We start from the raw sequence: 14,074 nt of genomic DNA on the forward strand, positions 1-14,074 counted from the left end.
TTGAGACCCGGCCTCCGTCATTGGCGCGGGCCAAACCCATACAAAAAGCCCCTGCAGCTTGCGCTGGCAGGGGCTTTTTACAGGGCAGACCCAATTACTTGGTGCCAAAGATACGGTCGCCCGCATCACCCAGACCGGGCAGGATGTAGCCGTGGCTGTCCAGCTCGCGGTCCACCGCTGCGGTGTAGATGTCCACATCGGGGTGGGCGGTTTGCATGGTCTTCACGCCTTCGGGGGCAGCCAGCAAGCACATGAACTTGATGGACTTGGGAGCGCTCTTGTCCTTGAGCTGCTGCACGGCAGCCACGGCCGAGTTGCCGGTGGCCAGCATGGGGTCAACCACGATCACGTCGCGCTCTTGCATGTTCTCGGGCATCTTGTAGTAGTACTCGACGGGCTTGAGCGTCTCGGGGTCGCGGAACAGGCCGATGTGGCCGATGCGGGCGCCGGGCACCACGTTGAGCATGCCGTCCAGAAAGCCGTTACCCGCGCGCAGGATGGAGACCAGGGCCAGCTTTTTGCCGTCGATGACCTTGCCAGTCATCTTTTCCATGGGGGTTTCGATCTCGATGTCCTGCAGGGGGAAGTCGCGTGTCAGCTCGTAGGCCATCAGCGTGGACAGCTCGCCCAGCATGCGGCGAAAGCTGTTGGTGCTGGCTTCCTTGCGGCGCATCAGGGTCAGTTTGTGCTGGACCAGTGGGTGGTCAATCAAATGCAAAGTGCTCATGTTCTTGGTCTTTGTGTTGAAAAGAAGCAGGCCCGCTTGTGACTGGCGCGTGCTTGCAGAAAAGGGTGAAACTGGGCGCGGGATGGCCCGCAGCAGCATCTATTTTCGCTGTCAGTCGGCCAGAAGGCTGGCGAAACGTGATAAATCCACATTGCCGCCACTGATCACAATGCCCACGCGCTTGCCCTTCAGGGGCTGGCCGCCGTGGATGGCGGCTGCCAGCGAGAGCGCGCCCGTGGGCTCCACCACGATTTTCATGCGCTCGGCATAAAAGCGCATGGACTCGACCAATTGCTCGTCGCTGACGGTCAGCACTTCGTTTACGCGCTGCTGGATGATGGCAAAGGTCAGCTCGCCCGGTGCCTGCGTCTGCGCGCCATCGGCAATGGTGCGCGGGGTGTCTATCTTGACGATATGGCCGGCGCGCAGCGATTGCTGCACATCGTTGCCAGCTTCGGGCTCTACGCCGATGACCTGACATTTCGGGGTCAGCGCATTGGCCGCCAGCAGGCTGCCCGACAGCAGGCCACCGCCGCCCAGGCAGACGAACAGGTAGTCCAGATCGGGCACTTCCTCCAGCAGCTCTTTGACGGCCGTGCCTTGGCCGGCAATCACATCGCGGTGGTTATAGGGCGGGATCAGCGTCATGCCGCGCTCGGTGGCCAGCCGCTGCGCGATGGCTTCGCGGTCTTCGGTAAAGCGGTTGTAGGTGACGACCTGAGCGCCATAGCCACGCGTAGCCGTCATTTTGGAGGCGGGGGCGTCCTCGGGCATGACGATGAGGGCGGGCATGTCCAGCAGTTGCGCGGCCTGGGCAATGGCTTGCGCGTGGTTGCCCGATGAGAAGGCGAGGGCACCGCCCTTGCGCTGCTCGGGCGTGAACTGAGCCAGAGCGTTATAAGCACCGCGAAACTTGAAGGCACCAATGCGCTGCAGGTTCTCGCACTTGAAGAACAGGCGTGCGCCCAGCTGCTCATCCATGGTGCGGCTGGTCAGCACCGGTGTGCGGTGGGCCACGCCTTGCAGGCGCTTTGCAGCGGCCACGACATCGTCATAGGTAGGAAGCAGGGCGGGAGTGCTGTTCATGGTGATACAGGCTGGGGTAAAGACTGAATCCATGATAACGGGGCATCGTCTGCCGGCATGTAGATAGGTGCGGTGTTTGATGCGGCAATGTCGATAGGGGCAAACGGCAGCTCAAACGGCGGCTGAGAAGGAGCCGTGAGCAGAAGCAGTAATGTAAGTAAAAAAGGCATCTAGCCCTTTATATGCATGCGCTGGCAGCTATGAAATCAGCAGTTTCCATCAGTTTTTGTGGGCGGCTGGCGCAAAGGCATGCAGCGGCTCCAGCGGCGGAAAGTCGCCTTCTCGCTTGGCCTGCATGGCGCTGACGGCTTCCATCACATGGCGGTTGCTCCAGATGCCGCTTTGCACCCAGCCCATTTGCTGCAACGAGTCGTGCACGCTGTGGTCGCGGGCATAGTTGATGACCTGCTTGCTGCCCCAGATGGCGACGGGGGGCTTGGCCGCAATCTCGCGTGCGCAGGCCAGTGCTGCGGTGAGGGTTGCTTCGGGCGATTCATAAACGGCGTTGACCAGGCCGTGGCTGGCGGCTTCTTGCGCGCTCAGGCGGCGGCCGGTGTAGGCCAGCTCTTTGACAATGCCCAGCGGCATGAGCTTGGGCAGGCGCTGCAGGCTTCCCAGATCAGCCGTCATGCCAATATTGATTTCTTGCACGCAGAAAAACGCCTCGCGGCTGGCGTAGCGTATGCAGGCTGTGGCGACCAGATCCAGTCCGCCGCCCACGCAGGCGCCCTGAATGGCGCAGATCACGGGCATGCGCAGGGCTTCAATCTTGTTGAAGGTGGCTTGCAACTGCGTCAGCGTGTCGATGATGGCGGCGCGGCCCTCGGGTGTGCGGTCGTTGGGGGCGAAGCTGGGGTCGGCAAACGTCTCCAGCGCCATGCCCGCGCAAAAGTGCTTGCCCGTGCTGCTGATGACCAGTGCCCGCGCCTTGCCGCTGCGGTGCAGGGCATCCAGTACCGCATCCAGCTCTTGCCAGAACCTGGGGTTCAAGGTGTTGAACGCATCGGGGCGGTTGAGCACCAGATGGGCAATGTGGTCGACCTGCTCCAGCCTGAAGACGGTCAGGTCTGTGGGCAGCGAGGTGTCGTGAGAGCTGGTGTCAGAGGTATTGGGCATGCACAGATGGTGTCCTGTGCGCTGCCACACGCAAGTCACCCGTGTGACGGACGGTGTGCTGAATGAGTCGGGGAATTCCCTTGCTGCGCCCTGATTGCCCAGACTGCTCGCTTGATACGGCAGTCTGGGTAAGGCTTGGTGGGCCGGTTCAGCAGGTTTATGCGTGCAGTGCAGGCTCAGAGTAAGCCAGCGCATGGCCTGAAGCGCCAACCTTGAACACAGACACCATGCCGGTCAGGCGCTGGGTCTGGTCGTGCAGCGAGACGGCGGCTGCGGCGGACTCTTCCACCAGGGCAGCGTTTTGCTGCGTCATCTGATCCAGATGGGTCACGGCCTGATTGACTTGGCTGATACCGTCGCGCTGCTCTGTGGAGGAGGCGCTGATCTCACCAATCATGTCGGACACCTTGCGCACGCTGCTCACGATGTCTTCCATGACCAGGCCTGTCTGGGAGACCTGCTCGGCTCCGGCATTGACGGCATCTACGGAGGTGCCGATCAGGGTCTTGATTTCCTTGGCGGCTTCAGCGCTGCGGTGGGCCAGAGCGCGCACCTCGCTGGCCACGACGGCAAAGCCACGGCCTTGCTCGCCGGCGCGGGCGGCTTCTACGGCGGCGTTGAGTGCCAGGATATTGGTCTGGAAGGCGATGGAATCAATGACGCCAATGATGTCGGAGATGCGGTGCGCGCTTTCGTTGATGCGGCTCATGCTGCTGACGACCGACTCCACGACGCTTCCGCCGCGCTGCGCTGCCTGCGCTGCATTGCTGGCCAGGTGTGTAGCCTGACGCGCGGTATCTGCGGCCTGCGCCACCGTCGCCGTGAGCTGCTCCATGCTGGCAGCTGTTTCCTCAAGATTGGAGGCGGTTTGCTCGGTGCGCGCAGACAGATCGTGGTTGCCCGAGGCAATCTCTGAAGATGCGGTGGAGATGGAATGCACACTGTCGCGAACATCGGTCACCAGTCCGCGCAAACGGGTGGCCATGGCCGAGACAGAACTCAGCAGCAGGCCGAATTCGTCTTGACGATGGCTGCTGGCGGTCACGGTCAGGTCCCCCTTGGCGATGGCATTGGTCAGCTCCACGGCTTCTGCCAGAGGGCGGGTGATGGAGCGGGTGAGCGCCAGCGCAAGGCCAAGGCCTGCCAGCAGAACCAGGCCTTGCACGGCCCAGGCCCACCAGGCTGCGCGTTGCTGAGCCTGCTGCGTGAGAAGGATTGCGGCATCGCGCTGCTGCTCTTGCAGCTTTACAAAGGACTCCAGCGAGCCCACATAGCGGGTGATGGCGCCAAGATACTGCTCCCGGATGAAGGTGCGCAGGGCGGTGATGTCACCCGTCAGCTTGATTTCACGGGCCTGCTTGTTCAAGGCCAGCACTTCGGTGCGCACGGCCGAGATTTGCTCCAGTGCCTTTTTGTCAGCATCGCTTTGAGCCAGCTTGACCACCTGGGCCTGCAACTGCGAGTTGACGGCAACGCCAGCCTTGACGCGCTCATCCATCAAGACGGTCAGTTCTTCGTCGATGGTCATATTGCTGGTGAGCACGCGCTCGCCCGTGGATTCTGTGGCGCCCTTCCACTGCAGAGCCAGATTGATGCGGTTGTCGTAGTCGCTCTGCGTGTCCATGCCTGTCTGCAGGGTCTGGGCAGCTGTGTGCTGAGTCCAGAGTGAGACCGCCAGCATCATCGCCAGTAGTCCCCCGAGGGTGCACCACAGCTTGGTGGATACGCGCCATTGATTGAATTGCATTCGCTGTGCTCTTGTACTGAATAGTTAGATTGCAAAAAAGCGCTTCGTGGCGCTGATTGCGGTTTGTTGTGTTGAGGGGGTGTGAAGCGACTGCGGCCACTGCAACAAGGCTTGACACGCCCCGTGCGTTCTCGATGAGGCACCGGTGTGCGGCTGGTGAGTGCGTCGAGAGACTCCTTATGTATCGACATAAGGACTGTGAAATTGAGCCTTTTTTAGCCAGTTTGGCTAGACATATCAAAAAGGCCTGCAAATGCAGGCCTTGAGCAAGAGCTGGGCGCTAAAACTCAGCGTTTTTTGCCGCCAAGAATGCCGCCCAGCACGCCGCGCAGAATCTCCTTGCCCAGGTTGTTGCCCACGGTGCGCATGGTGGACTTGGCCATGGTCTGTACCAGACCATCATGCTGGCCGCCACGCGGCCCGGTGCGACCAAACAGCAGTTCTTTGAGGCCGTCCATCATGGAGTCGGTGGCGCTGCCTTGCTCGGCGGCAGCACCTGCCGCAGCGGGCGCATCACCGGGTTTGGCAGGCGTGGCGCTGCCAGCGCGGTCGCGCAGCAGCTCGAAGGCCGATTCACGATCGACGGTCTGTTCATAGACGCCGGCGACCAGCGAGCTGGCGAGCAAAGCCTTGCGTTGCTCGGGCGTGATGGGGCCGAGCTGGCTGCCGGGCGGAATCACAAAGACGCGCTCCGTCACGCTGGGGCGGCCCTTCTCGTCGAGGAAGCTGATCAGCGCCTCGCCCACGGCCAGCTCGGTAATGGCCGCAGCGATGTCGAGGCCGGGGTTGGGGCGCATGGTGGATGCCGCCGTGGCCACAGCCTTCTGGTCGCGCGGGGTGAAGGCGCGCAGTGCGTGCTGCACGCGGTTGCCCAGCTGGCCCAGCACGGAGTCGGGTACGTCCAGCGGGTTCTGGGTGACAAAGTACACGCCCACGCCCTTGGAGCGCACCAGGCGCACGACCAGCTCGATGCGTTCAATCAGCACCTTGGGTGCATCGTTGAACAGCAGGTGGGCCTCGTCAAAGAAGAAGACCAGCTTGGGTTTTTCGGGGTCGCCAATTTCTGGCAGCTGCTCGAACAGCTCGGACAAGAGCCAGAGCAAAAAGGTCGAGTACAGGCGCGGTGCGTTCATCAGCTTGTCTGCCGCCAGCACGTTGATGACGCCCATGCCGTTGGCATCGGTCTGCATCAAATCGTTGATGTCGAGCATGGGCTCGCCAAAGAATTTGTCGCCGCCCTGGCTTTCAATGGTCAGCAGGCCGCGCTGGATGGCGCCCACGCTGGCCGAGCTGATGTTGCCGTATTGCGTGGTGAACTGCTTGCTGTTGTCCGCCACAAAGGTGAGCATGGAGCGCAGATCTTTGAGGTCCAGCAGCAGCATGCCGTTGTCGTCGGCAATCTTGAAGACGATGTTGAGCACGCCCATTTGCGTCTCGTTCAGGTTCAGCATGCGGCCAATCAGCAGCGGGCCCATGTCCGAAATGGTGGCGCGTACGGGGTGACCTTGCTCGCCAAATACATCCCACAGCGTCGTGGGGCAGGCCAGAGGCTCGGGCAGGGCCAGGTCGCGCTCTTTGAGCGAGGCGGCGAGCTTTTCTCCAATTTTGCCGCTCTGGCTGATGCCGCTCAGGTCTCCTTTGACGTCGGCCATGAAGACCGGCACGCCAATCTGTGAGAAGCTCTCAGCCAGTTTTTGCAGGGTGACGGTCTTGCCGGTACCGGTGGCACCGGTGATCAGGCCATGTCGATTGGCCAGTCCGGGCAGCAGGGCACATTCTGTGGCAGAGTGCTGGGCAATCAAAAGGGGTGAAGCCATTCGGTTTTCCTCTGGGGGACTTACAGTCAAAAGTAAAATCTCATCCGCTAGGTTAAATCAAATATCAAAGGACTCCCGTGGCAGGACACAGCAAATGGGCCAACATCCAGCACCGCAAGGGTCGCCAGGATGAAAAACGTGGCCGTATCTGGACCCGCATCATTCGTGAAATCATGGTGGCAGCACGCCAGGGTGGTGCTGATCTGAGCGCTAACCCACGCCTGCGTCTGGCGGTGGACAAGGCCAAGGCCGCAAATATGCCGGCCGACAATATCAAGCGCAACATCGACAAGGCCACGGGCAATCTCGATGGAGTGACGTACGAAGAAATTCGATACGAAGGCTACGGAATTGGCGGCGCCGCCATTATTGTGGACACAATGACGGACAATCGCGTGCGGACAGTGGCCGATGTGCGCCATGCTTTCAGCAAGTACGGCGGCAACATGGGCACCGAAGGCTCAGTGGCTTTTCAGTTCAAGCATGTGGGGCAGTTGATGTTCGCCCCCGGCACGGACGAGGAAAAAGTCATGAATGCCGCACTGGAAGCTGGTGCCGAGGACGTCATCACCGATGACGAAGGTGGCATCGAGGTGCTGACAGCCCCGGCCGACTTTGAAGCCGTGCGTGATGCACTTCAGGCCGCTGGCTTGACCCCGGACATGGCAGAAGTGACCATGCGCCCAGAAAATACAATCGCTCTTGAAGGCGACGACGCAGCTCGCATGCAGAAGCTGCTGGACATGATTGAAGACCTGGACGACGTTCAAGACGTCTACCACAACGCAGACCTATGAAAATTCTTGTGATTGGCGGCGGTGGCCGTGAGCACGCTCTGGCGTGGAAATTGGCCGAATCGCCCAAAGCGACCAAGGTGTATGTGGCTCCCGGTAACGGTGGCACAGCCCTGGCTGGCGGCAAGCTGGAGAACCTGAACATCACTGATGTGCAGGCTCTGCGCGAATGGGCGCAAGCCGAAAAGATCGCCGTGACCGTGGTGGGCCCCGAGGCTCCTCTGGCTGCTGGCGTGGTCGATGAGTTCCGCGCTCATGGCCTGAAGGTCTTTGGCCCGACCAAGGCTGCAGCCCAGCTGGAATCGTCCAAGGCCTTCTCCAAGGACTTCATGGCGCGCCACAGCATCCCGACTGCGCAATATGAAACCTTTACCGACGCCGTAGCGGCCCACGCCTATGTGGACCGTCTGGGTGCGCCTATCGTCATCAAGGCCGACGGTCTTGCTGCTGGCAAGGGCGTGGTGGTTGCCATGTCGCTGCAGGAAGCGCATGACGCCGTGGATTTCATGCTGGTGGACAACAAGTACGGCGTGACCCACAACGAAGGTGGTGCTCGCGTCGTGATCGAGGAATTCCTCGACGGCGAAGAAGCCTCTTTCATCGTGCTGTGCGACGGCAAGAACGTGCTGGCGCTGGCGACCAGCCAGGATCACAAGCGTCTGAAGGATGGTGACCAGGGCCCCAACACCGGCGGCATGGGTGCTTATTCGCCCGCCCCCGTGGTGACGGCCGATGTGCACCACCGCGCCATGCGCGAAATCATTCTGCCCACCATTCGCGGGATGGAAAAAGACGGCGTGAATTACACCGGCTTTTTGTACGCGGGCCTGATGATTGACAAGGCTGGTCAGCTCAAGACGCTGGAATTCAACTGCCGCATGGGCGACCCAGAGACTCAGCCCATCATGATGCGCCTCAAGAGCGATCTGGTGGACGTGATGCTGGCAGCCTGCGACGGCAAGCTCGACCAGTTTGAGCTGCAATGGGATCGCCGCACTGCTCTGGGCGTGGTCATGGCAGCTGCTGGTTACCCTGAAGCTCCCCGCAAGGGCGATGTCATCACCGGCCTGCCCGCAGCGGCTGACGATGCCATGGTCTTCCACGCTGGCACGCAGTTGGGCGATGACGGCCAACCCGTCACCAGCGGTGGCCGTGTGCTGTGCGTGACGGTGCTGGCTGACAGCGTCAAGCAAGCCCAGCAAAAAGTCTATGACGTGGCCCGTGGCATCCATTTCGATGGCGCCCAGTACCGCCGCGACATTGGCTTTCGCGCTATCAAGAAGGCTGACTGATGACGCAGCCATCCTCATCTTTCGTCGCTGACCAGCTGCCCGCAGGCGAGGTGCGCGAGTACCTGATGGGTCTGCAGACCCGTATCACCGAGGCGCTGGAAGCGATCGAAGGTGGGGGCGGCGCTCGTTTTCTGGCCGATGCCTGGCATAAAGAGCCGGGCGAGAAGCTGCAGGGCAACGGTATCACCAAGATCATGGAAGGCGGGCGCGTCTTTGAGCGCGCAGGCTGTGGCTTCTCACATGTGAGTGGCCCGCAGTTGCCGCCTTCGGCGACTCAGCACCGCCCTGAGCTGGCGGGTGCACCGTTTGAAGCCATGGGCGTGTCGCTGGTGTTTCACCCGCGCAACCCCATGGTGCCTACGGTGCACATGAATGTGCGCATGATCTCTGCGGGTCACCCCGGTCAGCCCAAGACTTGCTGGTTTGGCGGCGGCATGGATTTGACGCCCGTCTACGGCTTTGAAGACGATGCAGTGCATTTTCACCAGACCTGCCGCGATGCGCTGGCGCCGTTTGGCGATGCGCTCTATCCGCGCTTCAAGACCTGGTGTGACGAGTATTTCTTCCTCAAGCACCGCAACGAGCAGCGCGGCATTGGCGGCATCTTCTTTGATGACTTCAGCGAACTGGGGCAGCAGCAGAGCTTTGCCATGCTGCGCTCGGTGGGCGATGCCTTTCTGAAATCCTATCTGCCCATCGTGGAACGTCGCCAGAATGCGGCGTATACGCCGCAGCAGGTCGATTTTCAGCGCTATCGCCGTGGCCGCTATGTGGAGTTCAACCTGGTCTGGGACCGCGGCACGCACTTTGGCCTGCAGTCTGGTGGCCGGACCGAGTCCATTTTGCTGTCCATGCCGCCCCACGCGAACTGGAGCTATCAGCGCGAAGATGCACCCGGTACGCCTGAACGTGATCTACTCGACAAGTTCCTGATTCGTCGGGACTGGCTGTAACCTGCCTTGATGAGCCTATTTCCCTGCTGGCAGCGCATAAAGCCCTGTCAGCAAGGAAATTTTTAGAAAACTATAATTTCCATAGCTGGATGCGCACTAATCAATTGGCGCATCAACCTTTTTCAATGCGTGGTGAGTGCAGGCCTTGCGGGTCTGGATGCTTACGCTAACCCAGCCCTGATACGGGTGTGGCGCAGCACACGCTATATTGATCCCATCACTTACTGATTCCATCGCCTGATGACCACCTCCACCAAATCGGATTCCGCAGCCAAGCGCGACGTCACCAAACTCCAGCGCGCCATTGTTGACGGCCTCGAAGACGTCAAGGCCCACGATATCCAGGTGTTCAACACCGAAGCGCTGTCGCCGCTGTTCGAGCGCGTGATCGTGGCCTCGGGTACTTCTAACCGTCAGACCAAGGCTCTGGCCTCCAGCGTGCGCGAAGCCGTCAAGGAAGCTGGCTTTCCCGTGCCCCGCCAGGAAGGCGAGCAAAACGGTGAATGGATCATCGTGGACTGCGGCGCTGTCGTTTGCCACATCATGCAGCCCGTCATTCGCCAGTACTACCGTCTGGAAGAAATCTGGGGCGCGACACCTGTGCGCCTGAAGCTGGGCGCCGCCAAGCCCAAGCCCGCTGAACTGGCCGCCAAAAAGCTGGCTGCCAAGCTGGCTGTGGAAAAAGCTGCTGCAGCCAACACCGTGGTTGAAAAGAAGCCTGCCGCCAAGAAGGCTGCTGCCAAAAAGCCCGCGACCAAGACGGCTGCTGCCGGTGCCAAGCCTGCTGCAAAGAAGCCCGCAGCCAAGAAGGTTGCCGCCAAGACCATCAAGACAGTGGTTGTCAAGCCCAGCGTTCCTCGTACTGCCAAGGCTGAAACGGCTGCCAAGCCCGCTGCAAAGCGTGCTCCTCGCGCCAAGGCCTGATGAAGCTGACCATTGTGGCCGTAGGCCTGCATGTGCCCGATTGGGCGCAGACGGCCTACGACGATTACGCCAAGCGCTTCCCGCCTGAACTCAAGGTTGAACTCAAGGCCGTCAAAACCGAGCCTCGCGGCTCCAAGACGCTTGAGACCTTGTACGCAGCGGAGCGCAAGCGTATCGAAGCAGCTATTCCGCGTGGCACCCGCATCGTGGTGCTCGATGAGCGCGGCACTAACCTGACCACCAAGGCGCTGGCACAGCGTCTCAAGGGCTGGCAGCTGGAGAGTGATGATGTGGCTCTGATCATTGGCGGCCCCGATGGTCTGGACCCCGAGTTTCGCGCGCTTGCGCATGAACGTATCCGCCTGTCTGACCTGACCCTGCCGCACGCCATGGTGCGCGTGCTGCTAATCGAGCAGCTCTACCGAGCCTGGTCGGTCAACGCCGGTCACCCTTACCATCGCGAATAACAGCGGCCCCTGCCGCCCGCTTGCGCTTGTATCGCTGCAAGTCAGCCAGTCACGGACAACCGTCGTGACTGGGCGCTGCGTGCAATTTTGCCTAGCGCGTGGTACTATGATTTTGATAGCCTGATGCGCTTGATTTATGGGCGCTAGAGGCCTTTTTAATCAAAATCATGGCCTCCTTCATCTACCTCGCATCCCAAAGCCCCCGTCGTCGTCAACTGCTGGAGCAGCTGGGCGTGGCGCATGAACTCCTGCTGGCTAATGCCGCAGGGGATATTGCCGAAGATGCCGAGGCCATAGAGGCCGAGCTGCCCGGCGAAGACCCCCACGACTATGTGCAGCGTGTGACTGCCGGCAAGCTGGATGCGGCCGTGGCCCGCCATGCACGCCGTGGCCTGCCTGCGGCGCCGATTCTGTGCTCTGACACCACCGTGGCTCTGGGCCCGCAAATTCTGGGCAAGCCAGCCGATGCAGACGATGCGCGCCGCATCTTGCGACTGCTGTCTGGTGCTGAGCATGAAGTTTTGACCGCAGTGGCGCTGCAAAGTGGCGCGCAGCGATTGCAGGCCCTGTCCATCTCTACCGTGCGCTTTGCCCCCATGAGCGAGGCGCAGATTGACGCCTATGTCGCCACGAGCGAGCCCATGGGTAAGGCCGGTGCCTATGGCATCCAGGGCTTGGCGGCGGCGCATATTGCAGAAATACGCGGCAGCTACTCGGGCATCATGGGCTTGCCGGTGTATGAAACTGCGGGTCTTTTGCGCCAGCTGGGCTGGGCACTCTGAACCTTTGGTGCGCTTGGTACTCTGAACAGGCATTCTGCTTTCGCAGGAGACGCCCATAGCCTTGCGCCCGCCGTGCGCGCGTCGCACACTGGGTCAAGCAAACGGCAAGACCGATAAAGAAAGAACAACAGTCAATGCAGCAAGATATTTTGATCAATTGGTCGCCACAGGAAACGCGGGTGGCGATTGTCGAGAACGGCGCGGTGCAGGAGCTGCACATGGAGCGCCCGCTGGAGCGCGGTCTCGTCGGCAACATCTATCTGGGCAAAGTCTCGCGCGTCCTGCCTGGCATGCAGTCGGCCTTTATCGACATTGGTCTTGAGCGCGCGGCCTTTCTGCACGTGGCCGATGTGTGGCAGCGTCAGGAAGGTGGCGAAGCCCCCATGTTTGCGCGCAAGGATCAACCCCTGATACCGATTGAGAAACAGGTGTTTGAAGGCCAGTCCATCATGGTTCAGGTCATCAAGGACCCGATTGGAACCAAGGGTGCACGCCTGTCCACGCAGGTCAGCATTGCGGGTCGCCTGCTGGTGTTTTTGCCGCAGGACGACCATATCGGCATCTCCCAGAAAATTCCGCAAAACGAGCGCGATGCACTGCGCGCGCGTCTGCAGGAGCTGGTGGGCACCAAGGCCAACGGCGGTGGCGGTGGGTTTATTTTGCGCACCAATGGTGAAGAATCCAGCGAGGCAGAGCTGGCCGACGATATCCGCTACCTGCGCAAGACCTGGGCGCGCATCAAGGACTCGGCGCAGAAACTGCCCGCCATGTCGGTGCTTCATCAGGACCTGAACTTGCTGCAGCGCGTGCTGCGCGATCTGGTGGGTGAGAACACTCAGAGCATCCGTATTGATTCCAAAGAACAGTTTGCGTTGCTCAAGAGCTTTGGTCAGGAATACATGCCTGCGGCCGTGCCAAAACTGGCGCTGTACAAGGGCGAGCGGCCGATTTTTGACCTCTATGCCATTGATGAGGAAATCGCCCGGGCCCTGGGTCGCCGGGTGGATTTGAAGTCGGGTGGCTACCTGATCGTTGATCAGACCGAGGCCCTGACTACCATCGACGTGAATACCGGTGGTTATGTGGGGGCGCGCAATTTTGACGACACCATCTTCAAGACCAATCTGGAAGCGGCCCATGCCATTGCCCGCCAGCTGAGACTGCGTAATCTGGGCGGAATCATCATCGTGGACTTCATCGACATGGTGCGCGAAGAGCATCAGGGCGAGGTGCTGTCAGAGTTCCGCCGCCAGCTGGGTCGAGACCGTGTCAAAACGATGGCAGGCGGCTTCTCGCAGCTCGGCCTGCTGGAGATGACGCGCAAGCGCACCCGCGAATCGCTAGCGCATATGCTGTGCGAGCCTTGCGCGGCCTGCTCAGGCAAGGGCGATGTCAAGACTGCACGCAGTGTCTGCTACGAGGTGCTACGTGAAATCCTGCGTGAAGCCCGTCAGTTCAACCCCAAGGAGTTTCGCGTGGTGGCGTCCCCCAAGGTGGTGGAGATGTTTCTTGACGAGGAAAGTCAGCATCTGGCGAGCCTCTCGGACTTCATCGCCAAGCCTATTTCCTTGCAGGCTGAATCAGCGATGGCGCAAGAGCAGTACGACATTGTTCTGCTTTGAGTTCTGCGGCATCCATTGTTGTCGGATTTCAATTCTTTATTTTAATTAAAAACAACAGCTTATAGATTTTTTTGTCCAAACTTCTTCAATCTGATCTACTAGCATCTGGCTCTTTATGTGTAGCTGGATGTGTAGCTAAATCTTTGAAGGAGACTTGTTGTGCCCATAAATCGGCAGAATGTCCTGACGGACATGGACTTGCGCAACCTCATCAAGAAGGGGCTGCTACCGCTAAATCGGATGGAGGAGGACTGACCTTCACGTTGTCTGCAGCGGGGGCTGCGGCGTGGGTGCTGCGTTATAGATCAGGGGGTAGGCCCGTGGAGCTGACTTTGGGGCGCTACCCGGATATCACTCTGGCCTTGGCTCGAAGGCTGGCTTCGGAAAAGCGTGTGGAGCTTCAGCAAGGACGCGATCCTGCTTTGGAAAAGCGAAAAGCGAAGTCTCGGGAAGACTGGACAGTACGGAAGCTGGTTGCGGATTACCGCTTGAAGAAGCTTGGCACGTTGGCCACCAGCACGCAGTGCAGCTATGGCCGCAATCTGAAATGCGTTGATGCCAGTATTGGCTCAATGATGGTTTCAGAGGTTTCGGCCTCGGATGTTGTGGCGTTGATTGAAAAAGCAAAGCTAGGCTGGGTGGAGGCGAACACGTTGCTGATTGTATTAAAGGAAATTTTTCGCCTCGCAGCGGGCGTTGTTGCACAAATCAATTTGAAGTCGAGTGTCCCCTGACCCGGGCGTAGCT

At 60.2% G+C, this 14,074-nt stretch carries 13 protein-coding genes; 8 read left to right on the forward strand and 5 right to left on the reverse strand.

What is annotated here, in order from left to right; genetic code table 11:
* Window positions 1–94: 94 nt before the first annotated feature.
* The 5 genes from upp to RSF91_RS13905 all read right to left on the reverse strand — a co-directional run bounded on the left by upp (window position 95) and on the right by RSF91_RS13905 (window position 6,493).
* Complete coding sequence (upp, locus tag RSF91_RS13885) at window positions 95–727, reverse strand: uracil phosphoribosyltransferase (protein WP_332568970.1); 633 nt, start codon at window positions 725–727, stop codon at window positions 95–97.
* Window positions 728–838: 111 nt separating this feature from the next.
* Window positions 839–1,813, reverse strand: coding sequence for a threo-3-hydroxy-L-aspartate ammonia-lyase (locus RSF91_RS13890; protein WP_332568971.1), 975 nt, complete (start codon window positions 1,811–1,813; stop codon window positions 839–841).
* 219 nt (window positions 1,814–2,032) lie between these two features.
* Window positions 2,033–2,929 carry an enoyl-CoA hydratase-related protein gene (locus RSF91_RS13895; protein ID WP_332568972.1) on the reverse strand — a complete coding sequence of 299 codons (897 nt, stop codon included), beginning with the start codon at window positions 2,927–2,929 and terminating at the stop codon, window positions 2,033–2,035.
* Between the two features lie 157 nt (window positions 2,930–3,086).
* Window positions 3,087–4,676: a methyl-accepting chemotaxis protein gene (locus RSF91_RS13900; protein ID WP_332568973.1), complete on the reverse strand. Its 1,590-nt coding sequence runs from the start codon at window positions 4,674–4,676 to the stop codon at window positions 3,087–3,089.
* A gap of 287 nt (window positions 4,677–4,963) precedes the next feature.
* The gene (locus RSF91_RS13905) at window positions 4,964–6,493 is read right to left on the reverse strand and encodes a helicase HerA-like C-terminal domain-containing protein (RefSeq protein WP_332568974.1); all 1,530 of its coding nucleotides are present in this window, start codon (window positions 6,491–6,493) and stop codon (window positions 4,964–4,966) included.
* A 77-nt stretch (window positions 6,494–6,570) separates the two neighbouring features.
* Between RSF91_RS13905 and RSF91_RS13910 the strand changes: the two genes are divergently transcribed.
* From RSF91_RS13910 to RSF91_RS13945, 8 genes are all read left to right on the forward strand, one after another.
* Window positions 6,571–7,290 (forward strand): YebC/PmpR family DNA-binding transcriptional regulator, encoded by a 720-nt coding sequence (locus RSF91_RS13910; protein ID WP_332568975.1) that lies wholly within the window; start codon window positions 6,571–6,573, stop codon window positions 7,288–7,290.
* Window positions 7,287–8,579 (forward strand): phosphoribosylamine--glycine ligase, encoded by a 1,293-nt coding sequence (gene purD / locus RSF91_RS13915; protein ID WP_332568976.1) that lies wholly within the window; start codon window positions 7,287–7,289, stop codon window positions 8,577–8,579. The genes RSF91_RS13910 and purD overlap by 4 nt, the downstream gene beginning before the upstream one ends.
* Window positions 8,579–9,532, forward strand: coding sequence for an oxygen-dependent coproporphyrinogen oxidase (gene hemF, locus RSF91_RS13920; protein WP_332568977.1), 954 nt, complete (start codon window positions 8,579–8,581; stop codon window positions 9,530–9,532). The genes purD and hemF overlap by 1 nt, the downstream gene beginning before the upstream one ends.
* 240 nt (window positions 9,533–9,772) lie before the next feature.
* Window positions 9,773–10,456: a ribosome silencing factor gene (gene rsfS, locus RSF91_RS13925; RefSeq protein WP_332568978.1), complete on the forward strand. Its 684-nt coding sequence runs from the start codon at window positions 9,773–9,775 to the stop codon at window positions 10,454–10,456.
* Complete coding sequence (gene rlmH / locus RSF91_RS13930; protein ID WP_099737225.1) at window positions 10,456–10,923, forward strand: 23S rRNA (pseudouridine(1915)-N(3))-methyltransferase RlmH; 468 nt, start codon at window positions 10,456–10,458, stop codon at window positions 10,921–10,923. Before rsfS ends, rlmH begins: the two co-directional genes overlap by 1 nt.
* A gap of 167 nt (window positions 10,924–11,090) precedes the next feature.
* The gene (locus RSF91_RS13935; RefSeq protein ID WP_332568979.1) at window positions 11,091–11,705 is read left to right on the forward strand and encodes a Maf family protein; all 615 of its coding nucleotides are present in this window, start codon (window positions 11,091–11,093) and stop codon (window positions 11,703–11,705) included.
* Window positions 11,706–11,839: 134 nt separating this feature from the next.
* Window positions 11,840–13,327 (forward strand): ribonuclease G, encoded by a 1,488-nt coding sequence (rng, locus tag RSF91_RS13940; RefSeq protein WP_332568980.1) that lies wholly within the window; start codon window positions 11,840–11,842, stop codon window positions 13,325–13,327.
* 263 nt (window positions 13,328–13,590) lie between these two features.
* Window positions 13,591–14,061, forward strand: coding sequence for a DUF4102 domain-containing protein (locus RSF91_RS13945; protein WP_332568983.1), 471 nt, complete (start codon window positions 13,591–13,593; stop codon window positions 14,059–14,061).
* Window positions 14,062–14,074: the final 13 nt, after the last annotated feature.

This window comes from Comamonas sp., assembly GCF_036643215.1.
Classification (GTDB): Bacteria; Pseudomonadota; Gammaproteobacteria; order Burkholderiales; family Burkholderiaceae_C; genus Comamonas.

Coding starts and splice junctions, on each gene's coding strand:
- upp (WP_332568970.1), bottom strand. CDS start 727: ATGAGCACTTTGCATTTGATTGACCACCCACTGGTCCAGCACAAACTG.
- RSF91_RS13890 (WP_332568971.1), bottom strand. CDS start 1,813: ATGAACAGCACTCCCGCCCTGCTTCCTACCTATGACGATGTCGTGGCC.
- purD (WP_332568976.1), top strand. CDS start 7,287: ATGAAAATTCTTGTGATTGGCGGCGGTGGCCGTGAGCACGCTCTGGCG.
- RSF91_RS13935 (WP_332568979.1), top strand. CDS start 11,091: ATGGCCTCCTTCATCTACCTCGCATCCCAAAGCCCCCGTCGTCGTCAA.
- rlmH (WP_099737225.1), top strand. CDS start 10,456: ATGAAGCTGACCATTGTGGCCGTAGGCCTGCATGTGCCCGATTGGGCG.
- RSF91_RS13900 (WP_332568973.1), bottom strand. CDS start 4,676: ATGCAATTCAATCAATGGCGCGTATCCACCAAGCTGTGGTGCACCCTC.
- rng (WP_332568980.1), top strand. CDS start 11,840: ATGCAGCAAGATATTTTGATCAATTGGTCGCCACAGGAAACGCGGGTG.
- RSF91_RS13905 (WP_332568974.1), bottom strand. CDS start 6,493: ATGGCTTCACCCCTTTTGATTGCCCAGCACTCTGCCACAGAATGTGCC.
- hemF (WP_332568977.1), top strand. CDS start 8,579: ATGACGCAGCCATCCTCATCTTTCGTCGCTGACCAGCTGCCCGCAGGC.
- RSF91_RS13895 (WP_332568972.1), bottom strand. CDS start 2,929: ATGCCCAATACCTCTGACACCAGCTCTCACGACACCTCGCTGCCCACA.
- rsfS (WP_332568978.1), top strand. CDS start 9,773: ATGACCACCTCCACCAAATCGGATTCCGCAGCCAAGCGCGACGTCACC.